Annotated in this window: 19 protein-coding genes, 1 tRNA gene and 5 pseudogenes; 19 read left to right on the top strand and 6 right to left on the bottom strand. The window is 35.4% G+C overall.

From position 1 onward, the window contains the following. Nucleotides 1-51: 51 nt before the first annotated feature. The 10 genes and pseudogenes from atpG to rnc all read left to right on the top strand — a co-directional run bounded on the left by atpG (nt 52) and on the right by rnc (nt 10,428). Nucleotides 52-915 (top strand): ATP synthase F1 subunit gamma, encoded by an 864-nt coding sequence (gene atpG, locus NOX90_RS07075; protein WP_375604049.1) that lies wholly within the window; start codon nt 52-54, stop codon nt 913-915. 18 nt (nt 916-933) lie between these two features. Further along, nucleotides 934-2,268, top strand: a complete 1,335-nt coding sequence (locus NOX90_RS07070; protein ID WP_375604048.1) for a TldD/PmbA family protein — start codon at nt 934-936, stop codon at nt 2,266-2,268. 174 nt (nt 2,269-2,442) lie between these two features. Further along, nucleotides 2,443-2,694, top strand: a complete 252-nt coding sequence (locus tag NOX90_RS07065; protein ID WP_006279919.1) for a cold-shock protein — start codon at nt 2,443-2,445, stop codon at nt 2,692-2,694. A gap of 35 nt (nt 2,695-2,729) precedes the next feature. Continuing rightward, nucleotides 2,730-3,986, top strand: a complete 1,257-nt coding sequence (locus tag NOX90_RS07060; RefSeq protein ID WP_375604047.1) for a DEAD/DEAH box helicase — start codon at nt 2,730-2,732, stop codon at nt 3,984-3,986. Between the two features lie 264 nt (nt 3,987-4,250). Beyond that, nucleotides 4,251-6,555: pseudogene (locus NOX90_RS07055) on the top strand (AAA family ATPase). A 64-nt stretch (nt 6,556-6,619) separates the two neighbouring features. Next, complete coding sequence (locus tag NOX90_RS07050; protein WP_375604635.1) at nt 6,620-7,516, top strand: class I fructose-bisphosphate aldolase; 897 nt, start codon at nt 6,620-6,622, stop codon at nt 7,514-7,516. 5 nt (nt 7,517-7,521) lie between these two features. Next, nucleotides 7,522-7,593: transfer RNA gene (locus tag NOX90_RS07045), tRNA-Cys, on the top strand. A gap of 95 nt (nt 7,594-7,688) precedes the next feature. Beyond that, nucleotides 7,689-8,498: a hypothetical protein gene (locus NOX90_RS07040; protein ID WP_375604046.1), complete on the top strand. Its 810-nt coding sequence runs from the start codon at nt 7,689-7,691 to the stop codon at nt 8,496-8,498. A gap of 73 nt (nt 8,499-8,571) precedes the next feature. Next, nucleotides 8,572-9,639 carry a quinone-dependent dihydroorotate dehydrogenase gene (locus tag NOX90_RS07035; protein WP_375604045.1) on the top strand — a complete coding sequence of 356 codons (1,068 nt, stop codon included), beginning with the start codon at nt 8,572-8,574 and terminating at the stop codon, nt 9,637-9,639. A 90-nt stretch (nt 9,640-9,729) separates the two neighbouring features. Then, entirely contained in the window at nt 9,730-10,428 is a 699-nt protein-coding gene (gene rnc / locus NOX90_RS07030) for a ribonuclease III (protein WP_375604634.1), read from the top strand. A gap of 370 nt (nt 10,429-10,798) precedes the next feature. On the opposite strand, the gene ndk is transcribed toward rnc, so the two are convergent. Next, nucleotides 10,799-11,218 carry a nucleoside-diphosphate kinase gene (gene ndk, locus NOX90_RS07025; protein WP_375604044.1) on the bottom strand — a complete coding sequence of 140 codons (420 nt, stop codon included), beginning with the start codon at nt 11,216-11,218 and terminating at the stop codon, nt 10,799-10,801. 113 nt (nt 11,219-11,331) lie between these two features. Here ndk and NOX90_RS07020 point away from each other — a divergent pair, with 113 nt between their 5' ends. The 3 genes from NOX90_RS07020 (at nt 11,332) to NOX90_RS07010 (ending at nt 14,034) form a co-directional block, all read left to right on the top strand. Continuing rightward, on the top strand, nt 11,332-12,123 hold the full coding sequence (locus NOX90_RS07020; protein ID WP_375604043.1) for a hypothetical protein: 792 nt from the start codon (nt 11,332-11,334) through the stop codon (nt 12,121-12,123). After that, nucleotides 12,124-13,137, top strand: coding sequence for a ferrochelatase (hemH, locus tag NOX90_RS07015; protein WP_375604042.1), 1,014 nt, complete (start codon nt 12,124-12,126; stop codon nt 13,135-13,137). 78 nt (nt 13,138-13,215) lie between these two features. Next, nucleotides 13,216-14,034 (top strand): hypothetical protein, encoded by an 819-nt coding sequence (locus NOX90_RS07010; RefSeq protein WP_375604041.1) that lies wholly within the window; start codon nt 13,216-13,218, stop codon nt 14,032-14,034. 3 nt (nt 14,035-14,037) lie between these two features. Here NOX90_RS07010 and gshA read toward each other — a convergent pair whose 3' ends face one another. Continuing rightward, on the bottom strand, nt 14,038-15,201 hold the full coding sequence (gshA, locus tag NOX90_RS07005; protein WP_375604040.1) for a glutamate--cysteine ligase: 1,164 nt from the start codon (nt 15,199-15,201) through the stop codon (nt 14,038-14,040). Nucleotides 15,202-15,316: 115 nt separating this feature from the next. Here gshA and hslV point away from each other — a divergent pair, with 115 nt between their 5' ends. Both hslV and hslU read left to right on the top strand, forming a co-directional pair. Further along, nucleotides 15,317-15,871 carry an ATP-dependent protease subunit HslV gene (gene hslV / locus NOX90_RS07000; RefSeq protein WP_096617344.1) on the top strand — a complete coding sequence of 185 codons (555 nt, stop codon included), beginning with the start codon at nt 15,317-15,319 and terminating at the stop codon, nt 15,869-15,871. Between the two features lies 1 nt (nt 15,872). Then, entirely contained in the window at nt 15,873-17,363 is a 1,491-nt protein-coding gene (hslU, locus tag NOX90_RS06995; RefSeq protein ID WP_375604039.1) for an ATP-dependent protease ATPase subunit HslU, read from the top strand. Between the two features lie 347 nt (nt 17,364-17,710). Here hslU and NOX90_RS06990 read toward each other — a convergent pair whose 3' ends face one another. Continuing rightward, nucleotides 17,711-18,562, bottom strand: a complete 852-nt coding sequence (locus tag NOX90_RS06990; RefSeq protein WP_375604633.1) for an IS982 family transposase — start codon at nt 18,560-18,562, stop codon at nt 17,711-17,713. Between the two features lie 41 nt (nt 18,563-18,603). On the opposite strand from NOX90_RS06990, the pseudogene NOX90_RS06985 reads away from it, so the two are divergent. Together NOX90_RS06985 and NOX90_RS06980 are read left to right on the top strand one after the other, a co-directional pair. Then, a pseudogene (locus tag NOX90_RS06985) lies at nt 18,604-19,485 on the top strand (aminoglycoside phosphotransferase family protein). 105 nt (nt 19,486-19,590) lie between these two features. Next, nucleotides 19,591-19,863: pseudogene (locus NOX90_RS06980) on the top strand (hypothetical protein); the annotation flags it as partial. Here NOX90_RS06980 and NOX90_RS06975 read toward each other — a convergent pair. Further along, nucleotides 19,820-20,335: pseudogene (locus NOX90_RS06975) on the bottom strand (integrase core domain-containing protein); the annotation flags it as partial. The pseudogenes NOX90_RS06980 and NOX90_RS06975 sit on opposite strands and share 44 nt — an antisense overlap. A gap of 1 nt (nt 20,336) precedes the next feature. Next, nucleotides 20,337-20,600 (bottom strand): annotated as a pseudogene (locus NOX90_RS06970) (helix-turn-helix domain-containing protein); the annotation flags it as partial. Nucleotides 20,601-20,855: 255 nt separating this feature from the next. On the opposite strand from NOX90_RS06970, the gene NOX90_RS06965 reads away from it, so the two are divergent. Then, complete coding sequence (locus tag NOX90_RS06965) at nt 20,856-21,098, top strand: transposase (RefSeq protein WP_375603621.1); 243 nt, start codon at nt 20,856-20,858, stop codon at nt 21,096-21,098. Nucleotides 21,099-21,162: 64 nt separating this feature from the next. Further along, nucleotides 21,163-21,621: a transposase gene (locus tag NOX90_RS06960; RefSeq protein WP_375604575.1), complete on the top strand. Its 459-nt coding sequence runs from the start codon at nt 21,163-21,165 to the stop codon at nt 21,619-21,621. Nucleotides 21,622-21,977: 356 nt separating this feature from the next. On the opposite strand, the gene NOX90_RS06955 is transcribed toward NOX90_RS06960, so the two are convergent. After that, on the bottom strand, nt 21,978-22,142 hold the full coding sequence (locus NOX90_RS06955) for a hypothetical protein (RefSeq protein ID WP_375604038.1): 165 nt from the start codon (nt 22,140-22,142) through the stop codon (nt 21,978-21,980). Nucleotides 22,143-22,404: the final 262 nt, after the last annotated feature.

Here is a 22,404-nt window from a genome sequence, read left to right as displayed (position 1 = left end):
CTTTTAGACACTAACAATTATATATTTTAATAAATCAGGGTTGTATACAAAATGAAGAGCTTAAAGGAATTATCCTTAAAAATTAAGAATATTAAGTCTGTACAGAAAACCACGAAAATAATGCAAATGGTTTCTGCAGCAAAGTTATTACAAAGCCAAAAGAAATTATCAAATTCAAAATTATATATATCTAAGCTGCATAGCATTATTTCTTCATTAATGCTATCAGTTGATCAAGAATTACTGGCAAAAATTCTAAATGTCAGTAACGACGGTTCTTACCTAGTATTCATTGTTGCGTCTGATCGTGGCTTGTGCGGCAACTTTAACTCTTCTATTGTCAAATTTAGTCAAAATAAGTTAATCGCAAATGGCAAAAAAGTAGATATTGTATTTCTTGGTAAAAAAGCTTTTGATGTAGGTAAAAATAGATTTGACTCTAAAAGTATCTTAAAAATTGAAAATAGTAAGGGAATCACGTTAAAGCACGTAGAAGCTTTAGTTGATGGTATAGATTTAAGTAAATACGATAAGGTTAAAGTTTTTTATAGTAAATTCTATAATACCTTCACGCAAAAACCAATGTTGGAAACAATAAAACCATGGAGTGAAAACTCATCCTTGATTGACAATTCTCTGACTGGTCCAACAACAGATTACGGCTATGAGTATGAACCACAAAATATTGAATTTATTTTAAAATCTTTGGTTCAAGATTACGTTGTAATTGCTCTTTACTCTGCTTTACTTGAGAGTGCAACAAGTGAGAATAGTGCTAGGATGGTTGCTATGGAATCAGCAAACAGAAACACTAAAGAGATGCTGAACAAATTAGCATTGCTTTATAATCGTTCTCGTCAAGCAGCAATTACAACTGATTTAATTGAAGTTATAGGTGGTGCAGAGTCTTTATAAAAATCTAAGGAATAGAAAATGAATATATTAAATATTGCAGCAGATATCACTAAATTAATAAAAAAGCAGAATCAAGACGCAGAAGTTACAATATATGAAACTAATAAGACTTCAGTTTCTCAGCGTCTATCAAAAATTGAGCAAATATCACAATCTAAGAATTGCACTGTAGGAATCAGAGCTATAGCAGGTAAAAACAAAGCTGCGTATATTTCTACAAACGATTTGAATAATCTGAGTGATACGGTAAGTCAAGTGGTAGAAATGGCAAAGAATGCACCAGAAGATCCTCACATTAATTTTGCTGCAGATGGTGGTAATTATATCTCTTCTGCAGATTTAAGTATCTCAGATAATAATGTTGTAACCGTTGATAACCTAAAAGAAATTGCTGAAGCTGCAGAAAATTCGGCCCTTGCACATAAGAGTATCACTAATTCTGAAGGAGCCTCTTCTTCATACGCTTTAGTGAATACGGTATTATCAACTGTTTCTGGTTTTATTGGCTCGTTTAGTAAATCAACCTTTGCTAATTGGGTCTCTGTTGTTGCTGGAAGAGAAAGTGAAATGAGGGTTGGCTACGATTATGATATAGCATGTAATTTTAGTGATTTAAAGTCGCCAGAATTAACAGGGAAAGAGGCAGCAAAAAGAGCAGTTGATCAATTGAATTCACGTACAATTAAAACTGGTAAGTTTCCGGTTATTTTTGAAAAAAGAGCAGCAAAGGGGCTAGTAAAAAGTTTCGCTTCTGCTATAAATGGGAGCAGTATTATAAGCAACAGTTCTTTCTTGAGGGGTAGTTTAAATGCTCAGATTTTCAATGATAGAATTAACATTATCGATGATCCATTGTTGCCAAGAGGCATAGCATCGAGACCATTTGATGGAGAAGGGATAATTAGCAAGAAAAATATATTTGTAAAAAACGGAATATTACAAAATTGGATTTTAGACTTATACTCGGCTAAAAAATTAGACTCAGAAACAACCGGAAGTGCAACTCGTGCAAGTAATGCTGCAGTTATTCCTGCAGCTAGTAACCTCTACATTGAGAATGGTAATGTATCGTTTGAAGAATTAATTCAGGAAGTGAAAGAGGGAATATATGTAACTGATTTATTTGGTTTTGGTGTCAATTTAATCAATGGCGATTACAGCCAAGGCGCTTCCGGATTTTTTATAGAAAATGGAAAAATAACGTATCCAGTACATGAGATTACCATTGCTAGCAATTTGAAGGATATGTTTAGCAATTTAGTCGTTGCAGATGATCTAACTTTTTGTGGGCAATTTAATTCACCAACGATTAAAGTTAGCGAAATGACGGTTGCAGGTTCGCTTAACGATTAAAAAATTTATTTGCATCAAGTACAACAATTGTGTATTATTATCATGTAATGTTAAGAATAGACTATGAAGTATAAAGGTTTAGTTTCAATAGCTAAGCTTAAAACATTCTCAATCGTAATTTCAAAGTTTTTCATCACATTAGTAATATTAGTTAATAATTTAGGAGTTGTTTAAATGGAATTTGGTAATGTAAAATGGTTTAATGCCGAAAAAGGCTATGGTTTCATCAAGCCAGAAGGTAAAGGGGGTGACGTTTTTGTACATATTAGCACGTTGGAACGTTCAGGAATAAGGCCTGAGGCACTTAAAGGAGAGAATAAAGAGAAAGGAATAAAAGGGGAAAGGGTGAGTTATGAGGTTAAAGAGGAGCGCGGTAGAAACGGAGAAGATAAAAAATCTGCAATAAATTTAAGATTGGAAGATTAATCTATTATGAAGTCTTTTAATAGGATTAACGTATTGTGAATAATTTTCATGGGATGGGTCTCCCAGCTTCGCTTACACAAGCTCTAGATAAAAATAATCTTTTCGTTCCAACTCCGATTCAAGTACAAGCGATTCCCTTAGCGCTACAAGGTAAAGATATTCTCGGATCTGCTCAAACGGGAACTGGAAAAACTTTGGCATTTGCTATTCCGTTGGTTGCTAAGTTGCTGAATGAGCCTAACACTGGTTCAGCTTTAGTCATCGTGCCAACCAGGGAGCTTGCGCATCAGGTAACAAATGAGATAAGAAAACTCTTATCTCAAAATTCTGCACTAAGGGTCGCTTTGTTGATTGGTGGTGAGCCTATTTTTAGGCAGCTAAATCAGCTTCAGAAAAAACCACAAATTGTAATAGGTACTCCTGGTCGTATTATAGACCATATTGAGCGTAAAACTTTGATTACTCGCAATGTTAGCGTTCTTGTGCTTGATGAAACGGATCGTATGTTTGATATGGGCTTTGGAATTCAAATTGAAGGGATCATGAAATATCTGCCAAAAATACGGCAGACTCTTATGTTTTCTGCAACTCTTCCTAGTGATATAGTTAAACTTACTGAGAAGTACCTTAATCGACCAGAACGTATTTCTGTTGATTGTGAGACTACAACTTCTGTAAAAATTAAGCAAGAGATTGTTTATGCATCAGAATCAGAAAAATATGAAAAGCTTGTTACACAACTATGTCAGCGCGAAGGATCAATCATTATCTTTGTCAAAACAAAGCAAGGAGCGGATCAGCTAGCTAGCAGATTGCACAAAGATGACTATAGCGCTTTAGCAATTCATGGTGATTTAAGGCAGCACAAGCGCGAAAGGGTCATTAATTCTTTTCGTCGTGGCCGCAATCAAATTATGGTTGCAACAGATGTTGCTTCTCGCGGCCTTGATATTCCCCACATTCAACATGTTATCAATTATGATGCACCACAATCGCAAGCTGACTATATTCATCGTATAGGTAGAACTGCACGTGCTGGAGCTGAAGGGCATGCGCTATCTTTTGTTACACCTCAAGATAAGAGAAGATTACCTGCACTGGCAGACAAAGAAGGAGAGCCAAATTTTGATTGTAGTGTGCAATTAAAAAAACGTAACAGCAAAAAGGTCTTTAAAAGGCCAAGTACGTTAAAGACTAAATATGGTAGAAAAAAGATCAATGCATTTAAGAAGAAAAGCAGAGTACTAGAAAAAGCGTATTTAATATACTTTAACTATTCTTCCATTCTTTAAAAACTCCAATAGACTTGCTGCAAAGCAAAGTGATTGGGGAATGGTAGAAAAAATATATAGCTAATCCAAACTGGATTTACCTATAACTTGATAAGCATAAAACTCGTCATTCCGCTACTCATTAGCAGAATCTATCCGCGGCGGTATGACGTAGATCCATAGTGGGAATTCAAATTGGCTACAGCGAACTCCTGGATTTCAATTTTTTTAATAATTGTGTGCTATTGATTATATATGAGTTCCCACTTTTAAAGAGAATAGGAGATGATTTCCAAAAACTTAGAGGCAAGTTTGAATAGAGCACTATTCATTGCTTCTAATTTTAATCTTAAATATGCGAAAGTAGAACATTTATTGCTGGCGTTAACTAAAGACGTGGATGTAAATTACGTTTTATCAAGATGTAATATCAGAGCCGATGAAATCATCAATATGGATAACATTCTATCAAGATGCAATATTAAAGCTAATGATTATAATAAATATAAAAGGGTTTTTACAAAGCAGTTCTGAATTGATTATCAGTGGAGTTAAACCTAGCTCAATGTTTCAATGCATAATACACAGAGCAATAATACGGGCTCATAGCTTGGGGAAAAAAGAAATAAATGGAGCAAGTGTTCTAGTAGAAATTTTGTCTAGGCAAGATTTATACGTTGAAGATCTATTGCAGAAACAAAGTGCGAAAGATTCCAATTTGATTTACCACATATCTAACACGAAATACTCTAACGATATAGATGAATACACCACTAATCATAAAGTAAAACTTGATAAAAATAATGACGCTCCTACTACAGTAAATAAAGGTGAGCTACTAAAAGATGAAGAAATTCTACAAAGTTATTGTAAAAATTTAAATGACTATGCCAGAAGCAAAAAAATAGATTATGTTATTGGTCGTGATTATGAATTAAATCGCACTATAGAAATATTATTGAGGCGTAGAAAAAACAACCCTTTATATGTTGGAGACCCAGGTGTTGGCAAAACAACAATAGTTGAGGGTTTGGTATTAAAGATCATTGAAGGCAGTGTTCCGAGTGCACTCAGGTCCAGTATAATTTATGCTTTGGATTTAGGATCACTCCTTGCAGGGACACGCTACAGAGGTGATTTTGAAGAGAGAATAAAATCTATAATAAAAGCAATTGAGGCAAAACCAGGTGCTATCCTTTTTATTGACGAAATACACACTATCATTGGAGCAGGTTCTACAAGTGGTAGCTTTCTTGATGCAGGTAACCTACTCAAACCTGCGCTTGCAAGAGGTACACTGCGTTGTATAGGTGCAACCACATATAGAGAATACAGCGCTAGTTTTGAAAAAGATAAAGCACTAGCGAGAAGATTTCAAAAAATTAATGTTAAAGAATCTTCTGTTAATGAAACGATAAAGATACTAGATGGTATAAAGCACTACTATCAAGGGTATCATGGAGTATATTATACAAAGAATGCCATTAGGTCTGCGGCTGAACTTTCGCATAAGTATATTACTGGGCGAATATTACCTGATAAAGCGGTTGATGTTATTGATGAGGCAGGGGCATATTGTAAATTGCTAAGAAACAGGGGTAAAATTGTAAATAGTAGAGATATTAAGAATACCATTACTAGAATTACAAATGTGCCTTGCGGATCTGAATCTGATGATTTGCAGAAAGTAAAGTCTTTAAAAGCTAATCTAGAGAAGGTGGTTTTTGGACAAGAGCAGGCAATAGAATCTCTTGTTAGTTCTATTAAAATTGCTAAATCTGGGTTGAGAAATTACAATAAGCCTTTAGCAAATTATCTTTTTGCAGGACCAACTGGTGTTGGTAAAACCGAGCTAGCAAAACAATTAGCAGAAAGCATGGGCATGAATCTTATACGCTTTGATATGTCCGAATATATTGAATCTCATACGATATCAAGGATGATTGGTTCTCCTCCTGGATATGTAGGTTATGATCAGGGTGGATTACTCACAGAGTCTGTATCTAACAATCAATATAGTGTTGTGCTGCTTGATGAAATTGAAAAGGCTCATAGCGATATCTATAATATATTGCTACAAATTATGGATTATGGTTGTATTACAGACACTTACGGACGTAAAGTTAACTTTTCCAATATAATTTTAATTATGACAACTAATGCAGGAGCAGTTGAACGCAGCAAAAGTTTTGTTGGCTTTGGGCATAAAAATTTTAACATTGGTGATAGCGAAAAAGCAATAGAACAGGTTTTTAGCCCTGAATTTCGTAATCGTCTTGATGCGATTATTTCTTTTTCTGACTTAAGTACGGATGTGATTTTGCATATTGTGGATAAATTTGTCTTAGAACTGAAAAAGCAACTGACGCAAAAAGGCATAAACTGCTTAGTAGAGGATGAAGTGAAATCTTATCTTGTACAAATGGGTTATAGTAAGGAAATGGGAGCACGTCCGATAGAGAGACTTATTGAAAAAGAGATAAAAAGTTACTTAGCGGAAGAAATACTGAATCGTAAATTAATAAAAGGAAAGAAATTAAGAATCTATATGAATAAAGTAGAAAATAAAATTGCTTTTGATATAGTTTAAAATCCTTGTATTGAACTTCATCTTTGTTACAATTTATATCTTAAATTTAATTTGAATTATAGTGATAAGTGATAAAGTAAAACAAGTCCTAAGCTACTACGAAAGTGAAAACCCCGGGGTAAAAGCAAATCTTACTCGTATTCTCATGCATGGAAAGCTTGGCGGCACTGGCAAATTAGTAATTCTCCCTGTAGACCAAGGGTTTGAACACGGGCCAATAAAAAGTTTTGAAGTTAACCCTGATGCTTATGACCCACATTATCATTTTCAGCTTGCAGTTGATTCGGGAGTAAGTGCATATGCTGCTCCACTTGGTATGATTGAAGCTGGTGCTTCAACTTATGCTGGAATGCTCCCGCTTATTTTGAAACTTAATAGTTCCAACTCTTTACATTCAAAGAACCTAACCTCTGATCAAGCAATAACCTCTTCTGTGAAAGATGCGCTGCGTTTGGGCTGCTTGGCTGTTGGATTTACTATATATCCTGGTTCTGCTAAGTGTTTCGATATGATGGAAGAAGCCCGTGGAATCATAGCTGAAGCCAAATCTTATGGGCTTGCAGTAGTGCTATGGTCTTATCCACGTGGTGAAGGAATTTCCAAAGAAGGTGAAACAGCAGTTGATATTATTGCCTATGCTGCGCACATAGCAGCTTTACTTGGCGCTAATATAATCAAAGTAAAACTTCCAACTAAATATTTGGAAAGGGAGAGAATAGAAACAGAAAATATTGAATCATTATCTAAAAGAATTGAATATGTTAAAAGATCTTGTTTTGCAGGGAAAAGAATAGTAGTTTTTTCTGGTGGTGAATCGAAGGAAGTAGATGACATATGCAATGAAGCGAAAGAAATTAAGCAGGGTGGTGGTAATGGTTCAATCATTGGACGTAACACTTTTCAACGCAAAAGGGAGGAAGCTTTATCTATGCTAAAAGATATAATGGATATCTACACATAAAAAATGGCTGGGTGGCAGAATGGCTTATGCGGAGGACTGCAAATCCTTTTATACCGGTTCAATTCCGGTCCCGGCCTCTTACTTCAATTAGATCATTTTCTCTTCTGAAACTTTAGCAGGAGGTGCAGATTTTAATGAAATATTTAAGAAGATGAGATATTATATTTAAAATGTGAGTAATAAAATGCCAAGGGGATTAATAAGAGCTTTATTATTAATTAGTTTGCCCTTCTCGCTTACCAGCTGTACCTTCTATTATTTACTAAAGGGCTCATATACTCATCTTGCACCAGAAAAATATCCTTCATCCAACAAACAGCCAGTTTACGTTGGTACAGCTTACAGTGCCCAAACTATGCACGATACATTATTTAATGATTTCCTATTGATAGGCAAATCATCGTTTACAGCAGGACATGAGCGCGTTAGCGAATATATTAACTATGGAAAAGAAGTTGGAGCAGATGTGGTAGTCGTGTCGTTTCAAAATATACAAAAAGTTGAAGAGCATTTTAGCATCACAGAACGATTATTATGGGACACAAGCTTGACAACATTTCATACAAAGACCATTATAAATTTTGACCAGGATGTGCTTTTTCTGAAAAGAATAGGTAATGCAAGAGCTCCATGGGAATATGTCCAAGAGGAATTCGAGCTTGATGAAAAAAACGATACTGATCCATATTTAGGTAGTTGGGTGGGCTATAAAACATGTAAGGTCGAAATACATTCTGCAGAAGGTGAATATCTAGGATTTATAAACGAAGCTAATTGTAAGGAGAAATCTACAATAAATAAAATGCTTGCTTGGAAAAATGGAGATATAAAGTTGCGCATTAATAAACAATCAAAACAGGGGTTTTATTTAAATCGAAATAAGATCCCTATACTAATACGATCTCAAATTAACAAATTTGGCTACCTTGAATTAGTGGATAAAAATACTGATCAAGTTGCGGTTTCCCTTCAGAAAAATTAGTTTTTACTATTCATAGAAACTATATACTTATTATTTCCTCAGTTTAATCAGCTTTCTAAGTTATTCTTGTTGCATGGTAAAAAATAAACTAAAAATAAGCAAAGTGTTTTACAAAATGATATTACGTAATTTATTGTTTTTACTGCCGCCTGAAGTTGCTCACTCTTTGGCAATTATGGCATTAAAGAAAATACCTTATAAGAATCCTATAGAGCTACCAGAATCTTTGAGTGTGAATTTTTTTGGTAATAAGCTCAGAAGCCCCGTGGGCCTGGCTGCAGGTTTTGACAAGAATGCAGAAGTTATAAGGCCTATGCTTTCATTTGGTTTTGGGTTTATTGAAACTGGTACTGTAACTCGTAATCCACAATATGGAAACAAAAAACCAAGAATTTTTCGGTTAATTAAAGATCAAGGGGTAATTAACAGATTGGGATTTAACAATAAAGGAATAGACTATTTTCTTAAACAAATAGATGAAACCAAGCTTGATGACTGCATTTTTGGCATAAATATAGGAAAAAATAGTGCATCGAAAGACCAAATTAGTGATTATGTTGATTTAATAAAGATGGTATATGGAAAAAGCAATTATATAGTGCTGAACATCTCATCCCCAAACACGCCTAATTTACGCAATCTGCACAATAAGCAAGAATTATCGAAATTGTTGAAATCCATAACTCTAACCCGGAAATCAATTGATAATTCCGCAATAATATTAAAAATCTCACCAGATATAGATCAGCAAACGAAAGAAAATATCGCTGAGCTTGCATTGGAATATAAGATTGATGGATTAACAGTAAGCAACACTACGGTAAGTAGAGATAATCTTCATTCCCACCACAACGAGAGTGGTGGGTTGAGTGGCAAACCACTGTTTAAACTTTCAACCGAGTTATTGAGCGATATGTACAAACTTACTAAGGGCAAAATATTGTTGGTAGGATGCGGAGGAATTTCAAGTGGTGCTGATGCATATAAAAAAATAAAGGCAGGAGCCTCTTTGGTGCAGTTGTACACTGCTCTCATATACCACGGACCTCAAGTTGTAAACAAAATTAATCTAGAACTTGCAGAACTAATAAGGAGAGATGGATTTAGTAACATTAGTGAGGTGGTGGGTTGTATACATTAATTTTGGAAGTTGTTGGTATTATTTTAATAAAACAAAACTAATTTTTTGGTATAAAGGTGGTAGGAAGTGCTTTTCTTTTAAATAATGGGTATGAAGAGTTTGAATGATGCAATATCTAAGATCATTGATTATAAATTTACAAATTATGCAATATTAGAAGAGGCACTAACTCACCCAAGCGTAAATAAAAGGAATAGCAAAAACCAGATTGTAAGCTACGAAAGATTAGAGTTTTTGGGCGATAGTGTTTTGAATATGGTCGTATCTGCCATACTGTTTAAACTATTTCCTGAAGAAAAAGAAGGAGCATTGGCAAAAAGAAAGACGGATTTAGTTTGTGGCAACACCATTGCTAATGTTGCTAAAGAAATAAAATTAGGCAGTTTTATCATCATGAATAATAGTGAACGCTGCAATGGAGGAAGATGTAATCTAAAAAATTTAGAAAACTCGCTTGAAGCACTAATAGGTGCAATTTATATTGATGGCGGACTTGAAAATGTTGAAAAATTTATTACCCAATATTGGGAAAAGCTAGCTAAGCGCATGCTTGACCCCCCTCAAGATCCTAAAACCTCACTGCAAGAGTGGACTCAGAAAAACAAATTGCCTTTACCAGAGTATGAGCTTGTAAAACAAACTGGACCAGCGCACAATCCTGAATTTACTATATCAGTTTGCATAGAAGATTATGGTAAAGTTTCTGCATGCGCTTCTAGTAAAAAGATTGCTGAACAAAAAGCTGCTGAGTTGATGCTAGAAAAAATTGGAAAAGACGCTTCAGTTTAGGCAAAATAGGCATTAATGTAAGTTTTAAGGAAGCTAATAGCGTTTAGGGGAAATGGTCAATTTAAGGAGAAGCATAGTAACCAAATCTGTGATTTAAGATATTCTATAGCTAACACAGGTTATTGAAAGACCTCGTCATCCCGCTGCTTGTTAGCGGGATCTAGGCTGAGATACCGCGGCGGTATGACGTAGTTACTTATTATAGCTATAAGTTCCAGTGTGAGCTACTTGGTACAACCTTGTCATTGTCATTTTAATGTCACACTAGTTAAGATTACACCATTTACCATCTTAAAATTACAACGTTCGTACAGATGTATGCTTGACATAGGATCCAGAAAATTTTTATATATAGAAAAATCCGAGTGAACTACACCAACTCACATTCAGCAAAAAAGAAAGCTATTTCCTTACGAGCGTTTTCTGTGCTATCTGAGCCGTGAACTCTATTCTCACTTATGTCATCAGCAAAATCACCTCTGATTGTACCTTTATCTGCCTGCTTTGGATCGGTAGCTCCCATGATTTGTCTGTATTTACTTACTGCATTTTCACCAACTAAAACTTGAACTATCACAGAACCAGAAGTCATAAATTCCACTAACTCCCCAAAAAAAGGTCTATCTTTATGAATTTCATAAAACAGCTCTGCTTGTTTTTTTGTTAGTAACATCATTTTTTGTGCTATAATTTTCAGCCCAGAGCTTTCAATGTATGAATTTATCTTGCCTGTAATATTATTTTTTACTGCATCAGGTTTTAATATCGAAAGTGTCTTCTCAATTGCCATATTGTTTCCTTATATAAAATAGTATATTTATAGATTTATTTTATTGTAAATTTTGATTTGATAAAAGTAGTTTTTTATTTATAGTTAAGGATAAACCATCAAGGAGGTATTGTATGGGTGGCTGTTGTAAAAAGAACACTATCAAACAAGCTGAGCCTACCACTAAAAAACAAGCTGAATCTACTGCTAAAAAATTAGTAAGTAACTTTAAGTCATCACTTTTTTGTGGAACAAAAGGGTTTTTGACTTTTAGTTTGGCATTTTTAAGCTATTTGGAATATAGCTCACATCATAATACAGAATTAAAAAAAGGTGCTGCCTTTGCAATGAAAAGAAATACTATTCCGTTTCTTGAAATGGCTGTCATAGTACCGCTTGTTTGCCTTACATTCACTGGTCTTCTACAATGTGCACTCGTATGTGCTGCTTTAATGATTGCCACATGTTTTATTGTCAGAACTTTTAATCTACGTGAAAAATTATTAGAAAAACAAACAGGTTGCCCAAAAGAAACAGTGAATAAGGAATTTAAGAAAGATACTATAAAATTTCCTATTTTTGATCAAAATAGAAAACACATCGAGTATAATTCGCCTAACTCAGGGCGACCACTGGATGAAACAAGTAGCACCTCTTTTTTCGTTGCATTTTTAGTTTTTCCTCTGAAGATTCTTCAAAGTTGTATCATGCTATCTTTAGCTGCCGTTGAACTTCTTGAAGCAGTGCCAAGTTTTCTTGTTGATAAGGTTTTTGATAAAAGCCTTACATCTACCAAGAGTAACGTACAAAGATCTGGCCATTTATTGTATGCAAGTGTAAGAAATTTAGTGCCTATAACTAGATTTGATAAGTGTGTGGCTAATTTTATAGGCACCCCAGAAGTAACTTGTTGTAGTAGTGCGTAGGTGAAAAAGGCAGTTATCTTATTTAATCTTGGCGGGCCTGACTCACTCAGCGCAGTTCGTCCTTTTTTATTTAATCTCTTTTACGACAGAAGAATAATAAATTTACCAAACCCTTTTCGGTTTCTTTTAGCAAAGTTTATCTCCGCAAAACGAGAAAATACTGCACAAAAAATATACGAGGAAATTGGAGGTAAATCGCCAATTCTGGAGAATACAAAAATGCAAGCTGAAGCGCTTGAACAAGAACTTAACAAACCTGTCTTTTGTCATCCCAGTGCCCAGACACTGGGATTTAGAAAAAAAACTGGATTCCAGCGTCACGCGCTGCAAAACNTAACCAAAGTATTCATCTGCATGCGCTACTGGCACCCTTTTGCCGACGAAGTTGTTAAAAGTGTAAAACAATTTGATCCTGACGAAGTAATTCTGTTGCCACTGTATCCACAATATTCAACTACCACAACTCTGTCATCCATCGAGAATTGGCAAAAAAATGCTAAACGGTATGGCCTAAAATGCAATACAAAAATGATTCACCGTTATTATGATAACCAAGATTTTATTGAAGCTCACGCTAATTTAATAGCTAAGTATTACAAATTAGCCAGCAGAATCGATAAGCCAAGAGTCCTATTTTCAGCCCATAGCCTACCTCTCAGTGTTATTAAAAAAGGCGACCCTTACGCTTCACAGGTAGAAAGAAGCGTAGAGTTAATAGTAGAAAAGCTAGCTATCAATAACTTAGATTGGTCAATATGCTATCAGAGCAAAATTGGTCCCGTAAAATGGTTAGAGCCAAGCACTGAAAGTGAGCTATTACGCGCAAAAATTGATGGTGTACCTGTAGTTTTATCACCTATATCTTTTGTTTCTGAGCATTCAGAAACTCTAGTTGAACTTGATATAGAATATAAAGCAATTATCAAGGATGGATATTACTTTCGCGTGCCAACTCTCAGTACCGATCCCTTGTTTATAAAATGCTTAGCCGATTTGTGCATAAATCTCCCTTAAAGTCCTGATTTATAGGGCTTTTCTTTTAGGATTTTATGTGATATAATAACAGAGAGTTATTATTTTATTAACTATTTCATGCCAAGCAAGCTAAAAAAGGAATCCAACACGCCCGCACAAAAGGTGCATGATATTTATAATCATGATTTCAGGAAGGTAATCTGCATCACAACAGGTTTAACAGCCCTATTGTGTAAGATTTCACTGCAATTTTGTTGTGAGTTTATTGACAATAACAGATCCAATATCTCCCTTATAAAGAATGTTGCCCGATGGGTGAAATTTCCGACATCTACCCTATACATTGCCCATTCTGCATTCATCTTACGGGATTTGGTAAAAGATTATAAAGACCCTAAGGGTAAAAAAGAATTAGCAAAAATTTTGGGTAAATCGGCTAATCTTGCAAGCAGCACCATAGAAGCGTTGATGATGCTGAGAGTCATCCACTTTTGCACTGGAGGCAATGCAGATGTAATAAGTTATATTAGCTTAACATCAACGATCCTATTTCTGTTTATTTCGGAACCTATAAGCTATTATTATACATGCAAGAAATATCTGGATAATAAGGATCCTGAAAAGTCTGCTGAGTGTAAGAAGGACCTTATTATCAGCAGCACATTAATTTTGTCGTTAGGTTTATTAAACTTCACATTAAGAAGGATAGAGACTCCAACTATACCAATAAACTTGGGTAGTGGTATAATCTATAATTTCAACTTAAGTGTAACAGTCAGCATAATATATAGTGCAGTATTTCTTGCAGTTCAACTTGACAAGTTGTTTAATCAACCTGTCAATGACGATCCTTCCACTGAACTTGATGGCGCTAATCATATTAGGCACGATTATGATGGTAATGGTCTCCCCAATGGCGACGTTGTGGGAATGTAAGGGTTAGAGGTGAAAAGATTTTATTTCTACTGCCAACGCTAGTACTGCTAATTTGCTAACAATACTCCAAAGTGACAGAATTTTACCTTCCACAACCTGGCTAACATCATGAAACTCACAGTCAGTGGCATTCAAGCTAGAGTATTCATTTTTCCTGCTATTACATCGGTATAAGTAACATGTTGGAGTATTTCCTATATAGTATATTAGCGGTTCTGCAGAACTGCTTTTAAATACGTCAATGGTTGGTACACCTTCTTGTATAATAACGCTATTGATTGCTATTCCTTCTTTTATCTTTTTCATTTTATGACGCTTTTTTTTATTGAGGTTTAATATTTCCTCTCCACTTGTTACTGTTATAATGCCCATCCCATATGTGCCATTGCTTGCTTTGATAAAAACGTAAGGTTGTGTTTTTATTTCATATTCCTCATATTTTTTTTGCACTAGAGATAATATTTGGTCAACTTTAGTTGCTACTGCTCCTAGTGATGAATCATCATTAAAATTAACTCCATTGCAGTTTTCTGTAAGCACAGAAACAAGCCATGGATCCATTTTAAATTCGCCACAAAATTCGGACACTAATTCTTGATAGATTTCAAAATACTTAAATTTCTGTCTGCTATGCCAACCGTATAGTGGGCTTGGTACTATATCTTGCTTTACGTCTTTTAGCGTGTCTGGAATGTGGCTCGTCATATCACGGTTCAGTATAATAACATCAGGCACAAATCCTGAAGTTGTCTTTAATAGAGAGTTTTCTTTCACAATAGCTTCATACGGTTCTATTAAATTGTACGTTTCATTATGAAAAAGGCCAATCTTAGTTTCAAAACCTGCGAGTTGTAGTACTTTCTCTATAACAAATACGTTTTCTATATACATTTTATTGCGTGTATAATTTTCCGGTATTATAAGAACCTTTTTGTATTGATGTCTTTTAAAGTAGCTTTCTATCAATCTTGCTGCCATCGTTCTTGATTCTTCACTTAAGTTATTGAATCCTGCAGGAAATAAATTAGCGTCCACTGGGGCAATTTTGTAACCAGAGTTTCTAAGGNNATCTATAGAGCTATAAAATGGCAATATAAGGCCATTAAATTTTGCTTCGAACCAATTATTTATACTTTTTTCCAAATTTGGGTGAATTATGTTTTGCATCTGCACTTTAAATGTTATAAGGAAGGTACTATATTATAAGCTATAGTTAAACATATTTAGTAAATTTGACTAGCAGTTACAGTTTAATGAAATTACTATTTAAAGTGACGGAAAAATGATTCAACATGATAACAATAAAATGTACGGAACTACTATACTGTCAATTAGAAAAGATAAAAGCGTAGTAGTAATAGGTGATGGACAGGTTTCACTGGGCCACACTGTTATAAAATCTGGAGCAAAAAAAGTTAGGCGTCTCTCTGGTGATTCTGTAATTGCTGGGTTTGCTGGAGCAACAGCTGATGCATTTACTCTCTTTGAAAGACTAGAATCTAAACTTGATAAGCACCCAGGACAATTAATGAGAGCATGCGTTGAACTTGCAAAAGACTGGAGAATGGATAAATATCTGAGGAAATTAGAGGCTATGATGATCGTTGCAGATAAATCTATTTCATTAGTAATTACGGGAACAGGTGATGTTCTTGAACCTGAAGATGGAATCGCCGCTATTGGCTCTGGGGGAAATTTTGCTCTATCTGCAGCAAGAGCTTTAATTGACATTAAAGGAATATCAATAGAAGAGATTGCAAAAAAGGCTATGAAGATAGCTGGCGATATATGTGTTTATACAAATCATAATGTAGTTATTGAAAAGATAGAGGAGTGATATGTCTTCCAAGCAAAAAACTTTATGCACTAATTTTCCCAATCAGNCTATAACCCTTTCAGAAGGGCAGTCTTGTAGTAGTGACGCCTACGATGAAAAAAATGACCTCTATAAAGATACTAAGAGTGGTTTTGATTCAAATGAAAGCGATGTTCAAGTTAATGACAGTACTCAAGTTTTGTTAGATGAACTGCCGCCACAGAAGATAGTTAAAGAATTGGATAGATTCATAATCGGACAGGATGATGCAAAGCGTGCTGTTGCTATTGCGCTCAGAAATCGTTGGCGTCGCAATCAGGTCCCATTTCCATTGCGTGATGAAATCATACCTAAGAATATATTGATGATTGGTCATACAGGAGTTGGTAAAACTGAAATAGCTCGCCGCTTAGCAAAACTTGCCGGTGCACCGTTCATAAAAATTGAGGCAACAAAGTTTACTGAAATAGGATATGTTGGACGTGATGTTGATTCAATAATACGTGATTTGGTTGATGCAGCAATAGTTTTAGTTAAAGAGAAAGCCCGTAAAGCCTTAGCTGAAAAGGCTTTAAATTTAGCTGAGAAAATAATAGTAAACTCTATGGTAGGCGAAGATGCAACCGAAGAGAGTAAAAAAAGTTTTAGAGAAAAGTTGAGAAATAAAGAGTTCGAAGGCGGAGAAGTTTCTATTAACGTCAGAGAGAGCAAGAGTATGTTCCCTACTTTCGATATACCAGGCATGCCAGGTGGGCAAGTTGGTGTGATGAACGTAACAGAAATAATGGGCAAGATGTTTAATGGGAGCAAAAAATCAAAAATTATTACGGTGAAGGTAAAAGAAGCGCGTGAAATATTAATTAATGAAGAAAGTGAAAAGCTAATGGATGAAGATAAGATAATCAAAGAAGCCATTGATCTTGTTAGTAATGACGGTATAGTATTTTTGGATGAAATAGACAAAATTGCAGCGCGTACAGAAGTAAAAGGTGAAGTAAACAGAGAAGGAGTGCAACGCGATCTGTTACCATTACTTGAAGGAACAACTGTTACAACTAAGTATGGCCATGTAAAAACAGACTATATATTATTTATTGCATCTGGTGCTTTTCATCAGTCTAAACCATCTGACCTCTTACCGGAATTGCAGGGCAGATTACCGATCAGGGTAGAACTTAAGGCACTTACTCAAGAGGATTTAATAAGAATATTAAAGGAACCAGAATCTAGTTTGTTAAAGCAGTACATAGCTTTAATGAAAACAGAAAATGTGACACTTGAGTTCACTGATGATGGTATAAAAACCATAGCTGAAATAGCGTTTACAGTTAATAGGCAAGTGGAAAATATAGGCGCAAGAAGGCTTCACACTGTCATGGAGAAGCTTTTAGATGAAATAAGTTTCATTGCTTCTGAGAAAAATAGCGAAAAATTCATTATAGACAGCAAGTATGTAAAAGATAAACTTGAGTCAATTTCGAAGCAGTTGGATTTATCTAAGTTTATACTTTAGAAAAAACGAGAGTAATCGTTCACGGATCTTCCTCTTATTTCTGTGAACGGTATGCTATAGTGTTTTTAAAACCAAACGATAAACCTTGTCATTGAAAATGTTCTAGATCTCAGTGTTAGCTGCTGCTTGGATGACACCCTCCTTATATGTTGAAAGTATCTGTTCAGCAGAGTGGCAAAATAGTATCCGTTCAGCCAATGGCGTCAACTTAAGAGCCTCCATTAGCAAACTCTCCTAAAGACATGATGGCGTTTGGGCTTATCTACTTTATCACGGCTATACAATCTTCCTGGTCTGATTTTAACTTTAGCACGTATACTCACTCTATCAAAAACCCCAGTTGCGGATTAATCAATATAGTAAAATCTAGAAATAGAGGGCTTTTTAGGCTTCATGGAATATGAAACTAATGTAGAAAAGATGTGCACCAAAAAATTTATTGGAGACCTGTGCCTTGAATGCTCAAGCTCAAGTCTGTCTTTTAGGTAGCCAAAAACTGTTTCAATAATCGACCTTTTTCCTAAAAAAATCTTTTCTTCAAGCAGCATTAATGATNNACCTTTTTTTACTTTGGTAACGAGCNNTCTATCGAAGAGTTTTGCAAAGAGCTCTTTCTTTATATAGCCCTTATCACCAAACAAAAGACCAGTCAGTTTTTCAGTTAATTTTGGTACTGGTTTTCTGTCGTCAACGTTACCTTTAGTCATTGTAACTCGTTGAATTTCGCCAGTTTCATTGATTACCATATGCAATTTGAAACCAAAAAACCAGCCATATGTAGTCTTTCCAAGCTTTGCCAATCCTTTGAAAACTTTGTTTCTTGAGATTCTTTTTGGATGGCAAACAGCGATAGACGTTGCATCTATGTACGAAATTCCGGTCATTTTTGACTGCTCANNCTTTAACAAGAGCACTAAATACCATAAAATCCTCGATTTTAGCCTAATAAATCTACTATATGTTGGCAAATTTTGAAACTCAGATCCATATAGTGCTTTCAAATAATATGTATAGAAAGATTTAAAGTCCTCACATCTAGATTGTTGATAAAGTAAAATTATAGTAAGAATTTTAGAATGCGTAATCCCTGGCGTTCTGGTAGTTTTNTTACTGTTTGGCAGGAGTTTTTCTGCGAGATTTTTGTTTATAGCTTTGCAAAAATCATCTACAAAGCAAAATAATTCTGTTACATTATGGATGAATTTAAATCTCACCCTGTAACGGTGATGGAGGTGACGTTATGAACGAGAAATCAATTATTTTAAACCCCGATCTTGCACGCAAACTCATAGCCGAGCAATTTCCTGAATATGCTGAGTTACCTATAACCGATGTTGAAAAACAAGGACATGATAATCGAACATATAGGCTTGGGGATCACATGCTGATTCGTATGCCAACTGCTGCAGATTACGCTTTAAAAGTGCCTAAAGAACAAGAGCTGTTGCCGCAATTAGCAAAACGTTTAAGCATTAGTATTCCGGCTCCGATTAAAATGGGTAAACCTTCAGCAGATTATCCTTATCCATTTTCTATCTATAAATGGTTGCCTGGAAAAAGTATCAATTTGCTGATGTTAACCGATCAAGACAAAGAACAACTTGCCTTTGATCTGGCTAAATTCTTAAAAGAACTGCAGGCTATTACTGATGTGAAAGGCTCCCCGCCCGGTCAACATAACTGGTGGCGAGGTGATCATGTCAGTGTTTACGATAAAGGTGCCNAGATAGCAGAGGTGGCTGAAATTATAGACGCGGGGTAGCTACTTGCTTTATGGGATCGGGCGTGTGCGACGAGATGGAATAAACAGTCTGTATGGATTCATGGAGATTTTGCTATTGGCAATATGTTGATGGATGGCGGCAAACTTTCATCAGTCATTGATTTTGGCGGTGCTGCGGTTGGTGATCCTGCCTGCAATCTTGTTATCGCTTGGACGTATTTATCTGGCAAAGCTCGTGAGATTTTTATTTCTGAAATGGGTATGGAGCAAGATACGTGGCTTCGCGCACGCGCCTGGGCACTGTGGAAAGCGACATTTGAGTTGTGTCAGATAGCAGATAAGAACAGCTATGAAGCTTGCCTGCAGAAAAGAATTATTAATGAGGTGATGAATGCCTAAGAAAAAATCAGAAAACAGTGAATTAACATTAAGAGAACTGTTAATATCTACAAATCACGAAAAGCTTGTCGATATATTATATGTATAGTCCCAAAGTGTGATGGTATACTATCATCATCATTTAAGGAGTCATTATGGTTACATGGGTGCGCCAGAACAACAGAGACAATTCGTAGAGCAATACAAGATAGTAAAGAGAGCATAGCAAAGCTCGCTGAGCACTATAGCCTCAACCCAAAGACCATTGTGAAATGGAAAAAGCGCTCATTCACCCAAGACATAAAAATGGGTCCAAAGCAGCCAAAGTCAACGGTTTTAACTCAAGAGGAAGAGGCTATAATTGTTGCTTTTCGTAAGCACACGCTTCTTCCATTGGACTGTATGGTCCCAGAGAGTGATGGTGTGGATTTAGTATAAACAAATCAGGAGCANNCTGATAACATATAAATTCATAAGGGGTAAGACCATGAAGAGTTTTGAGACGTTTCGCATAATTGTAGGCCATAACAAAGCTGTAAAGATGTTCTCTAAGTTGCTGGTGGGATCGGTAGTAATACTTCTTAACTGTAGCATCCTTTAAAGTTTTGTTCATACGTTCAACTTGTCCATTTGTCCAAGGATGGCTAACTTTTGTCAAACGATGTTCAATGCCGTTATCTGTACAAACTCTATCAAATATGTGCTTGAAAGCATACTTATGACGCTTCTGGTTGGTAAATTGTATGCCGTTATCTGTTAAAATGGTATGTATTTTATATGGTAAGGTTTTAATCAAATTACGTAGAAACTCAGCAGCTATGGGTTTTGTAGCACTGTTGTGCAACTCAACATACGTAAATTTGGATGTCCTATAATGTATCTTCAATCGATTTTATTATTTTATAGGTCGTACTTTCGCTCATGCCATAACTTCGACCAATGTGGAAATATGTCCGATATTCACGTAAATATTCTAATGCCATAAGTAGCCTATCTTCTGTACAGAGCTTGCTTTTACGCCCACTCTTTGCTTTTTTTCGTCTATCTTCTTCATCCAAAATTTCTACCATTTTATTAAATGTTGATTTTTTTACTCCTGTTAGCCGACGAAATTCCTCTTCATTCAGCTCCTTCATACTTCATTTCTTCTTACCTCAAAACCACTGCTTTAACAGTTTTATTCTAGTTTCGAAAGAAGTCTATTCCTCGAACGGATAATTTCATTATACTTAACTTGGAAACAAAAGGCCTTTCCAAAACCTCTTATCTATTGTCTCTTAAACCACTCTGCTGAACGGATACTGTTGAAATTAAGTTTTTATGAGTACTAAGAGCATGTCTTCAAACTAAGTAGAAAGGAGTTAAGAAGTGTGTTATAAGATATATTTTAAATGTACCCAAGCGATATAAGTGACAAAGAATGGAAGATGATAGAGCAATATTTTGAACCTAAAAAGACCGGCAGACCAAGAAAACACAGTATCAGAACGATTATCGATGCAATAAGGTATGTGATGAGAACAGGCTGTCAATGGAGACAACTACCTAAGAATTTTCCACCATGGAAAACCGTGTATAGTTGTAATTCGCGTTTAAAAAAAGTGGAATATGGCAAGAAATTCATGATTTTCTAGTTAAAAAACTAAGAAAGATAATTGGTAAGAATGAAACTCCATCAGTAGGAATAATTGACAGTCAATCAGTAAAAACCACTCAAAAAGGGGATCCAGAGGATATGATGCTGGCAAGAAAGTAAAGGGTAGAAAACGCCACATCGTTGTAGATACTCTAGGTCTTGTAATTGCTGCTGAAGTACACAGTGCAAGCATTCAAGATCGTGATGGTGCACTAAATCTTTTTGTTCAAGCCAAATGCAAAGCTCCAACATTACGTAAGTTTTTTGCTGATCAAGGATATACAGGTAAATTGCAAAACCGCTGTTTATTGGAAACTGGATGTTTGTTGACGATTACCAAGAAAGTAGTTGATACAGGATTTCAGGTTATTCCTAAACGTTGGATTGTTGAGAGAACCTTTGCTTGGCTCTCCAATTTTAGACGTATGAGTAAGGATTATGAGCATTCTCCTCTCACTTCAAAAAATAACATCTTTTTTAATATGATCACTATTATGCTTCACAAATTAGCTCATTCTTGAGTTTGAAGACATGCTCTAAGAAGTAGTAATATAAAGATGTATAGAGAAGAAGAACCGTCGCCCTCCTGTGGAGATTGCTCTCAAACTACAATGTGTTTGTACAGCTGTATGTTGGAGCACTTGAATGACATCATTTGTTGTGCTTAACAAAAGCAAATGTTCGTACGATTGTGTATCACACTCTAAAGTCCTGGCTGTTGGCTTGCACCGTTACAGACAACAACTTCGTAGAGCTTGTTTGATGCATGTACCAACTCTAGCTATCAACAAGGTCTTTATTCTTATCTACCAACTCAAGTTGTGATACTCTTCGTTCAGCTCAAATAGAGTATGAAAAGAGTATCACTTTACATACATTAAGAAGAAAAACCTAACCAGCTCAGCATTCCTACTTTTGATGTATTTTGAACTGCTAGAGATGTATCAGGCAACTCTTCCTTATCTGGTACATCTTTCTTATCTACAAATTCGAAATCATCTTTTTCAGAAAACAACTCATTTGTTATTTTTGCAAGCACCATAAAATCTTCTTTTCTAGGGTAGTTGAAAAAAGCTGGACAATGTCCATCACGTTCAAGATTTTCATAATCATGAACAGATCCAATGAAATCAGATATTCTTTTTTCTAATTTTTTCTAATTTTCCACTAATTGCTTTTCCCCTGGTAACATTATGACGCACTCCTTGTGCTTTAACACCTCTTCTTCTGATATATTACCGGAGTCATTAATAAACTTCNNACGTGTTATTTGCTCTAGCTTTATTAAGTCTATTTCTGCCTCG

It is taken from the genome of Wolbachia endosymbiont of Anurida maritima (assembly GCF_042182995.1).
Classification (GTDB): domain Bacteria; phylum Pseudomonadota; class Alphaproteobacteria; order Rickettsiales; family Anaplasmataceae; genus Wolbachia.
Note: the sequence above shows the minus strand (reverse complement) of the source record. Positions and strands in the feature narration are given on the sequence as shown.